The sequence below is a fragment of the Stenotrophomonas sp. 05L44_2 genome (assembly GCF_056665995.1).
Genome location: NZ_JBFTNR010000858.1, coordinates 1 through 1,592, shown reverse-complemented (window position 1 = coordinate 1,592; position 1,592 = coordinate 1). Strand labels below are relative to the sequence as shown.

At 68.5% G+C, this 1,592-nt stretch carries 2 protein-coding genes; one reads left to right on the top strand and one right to left on the bottom strand.

Features of this window, described 5'->3' with window-relative positions; genetic code table 11:
• Positions 1-1,061 (bottom strand): PAS domain-containing protein (locus AC1VAN_RS21400; RefSeq protein WP_480986698.1); only part of this gene is annotated, 1,061 nt, incomplete at its 3' end.
• Between the two features lie 158 nt (positions 1,062-1,219).
• On the opposite strand from AC1VAN_RS21400, the gene AC1VAN_RS21395 reads away from it, so the two are divergent.
• A partial coding sequence (locus AC1VAN_RS21395; protein ID WP_480986697.1) for a CHAD domain-containing protein occupies positions 1,220-1,592 on the top strand: 373 nt, incomplete at its 3' end.

Genomic DNA, 1,592 nt, shown 5'->3' with positions numbered 1-1,592 from the left:
CGCTGGAAACGGTACTCGTCCGTCCAGCCGCTGCCGTTCCCGTCGATCACGGCGTGGATGCCGTGATCGATGCGCGCGCGGTCATCGGGGTGGATGTGCTGCAGCCACCATTGCGCGGTCGTGTTCTTCTCCGTGTGGCCGAACAGGCTGGCCAGCGCTTCGTTCCAGATCACCTGGCCATCGGCGATGCGCCAATCCCAGATGGCATCGTTGGTGGCCTGTGCGGCCAGCCGGTAGCGTTCTTCGATATCACGACGCTCGGCTTCGGCCGCCTTGCGGTCGGTGATGTCCAGCGACGTACCGACCAGGCCGATCACGGCGCCATCGGCGTCGCGCAGCGGCGATTTGGTCGACAGCCACCAGGCCCGGCGACCATCGGGGAAGCTCACTTCCTCCTCCAGCTGCTCGCTGTTGCCGCTGGACATGATGCGCTCGTCGGTCGCCATCACCGACGCCGCCTGGGCGGGGTCGCCCAACAGCTCGGCATCGGTGCGCCCGATATATTCTCCCGGCGGCAGGCCGATCAGCTCGGTGGTGCCGTGGTTGCCGATCAGCAGCCGGCCTTGCCGATCCTTGGCATACATCACGCCCGGTGCAGCCTCCACGAACGAGCGCAGCAGCGCCTGCGCCTGGTCGCGCTCGGCCTCGACGCGCAGGCGCTCATCGATGTCGATCAGCACGCCCGGGAAACCCAGCGCGCGGCCCTGGGCGTCCATATCGACCCTGCCGATGCTTTCCAGCCAGTGATAGCTGCCATCGGTGGCGCGCGCGCGGTACTGGTGGGCAAAGCGCCCGCCCGTCTGCACGGTCTGCTCAATCGCCGCCGACAGTGCGGGCAGGTCATCGGGATGCACGGCGCCCAGTACGTCCTGCAGGTGCAGTTTCCGCTGCGCCATTGCCGGGTCCAGGCCGAAGGCGCGGGCCAGGGCTTCATCGACCGTGAGCTGGTCGGCCTGGACGTCCCAGAACCAGGTGCCGACGATGGCCCCGGCGGCCAGTGCCATGTTGACGCTGTCGGTGGCCCGGCTGTCGCGGGTGGCAAATGAGGGCAGGGACGTCACGTTGATCTCGAGCGGGAGGAGGGGTGCTGCGCCAGCGTGGCGGGATCAGCACGGGCGAAGGGGCGCAAGTCTAGGCAGCGCCGCGTCACGGCTGCGTGGTGCCGGTGCCCGACGGGGAGCAGGCTACACTGCGGCTCCCATCCCGGCAGGGAACATCGATGTCCGCAGCAGAAGCCGGCGAGGCCTTTCGCCAGAGAGCGCTGCATGAGTGTGCCGCGATCGCTGCGGCGTTGTCGTCGGCATCCGACCCGCACCCGGCCATCCATTCCGCGCGCAAGGCCATCCGCCGATTGCGGTCCCTGTTGGCGCTGCTGGAGCACGCAGCGCTGGACGTCGAGGCTGCCGACCTGAGATTGAAGCGCCTGGGTGATGGCCTGTCCCGCCTCCGTGATGCGCATGTGGTGGTCGAGGTCGCCCGGCAACTGCAGGAGCGGGTTGCCGATCCGCGATGGAAAGGCGTCATCCGGATGCTGGTCCTGCGTCGTGAGGGCCTGCTGCAGGCGACCCTGCAGCGTGACCCGGGGTTTGCAC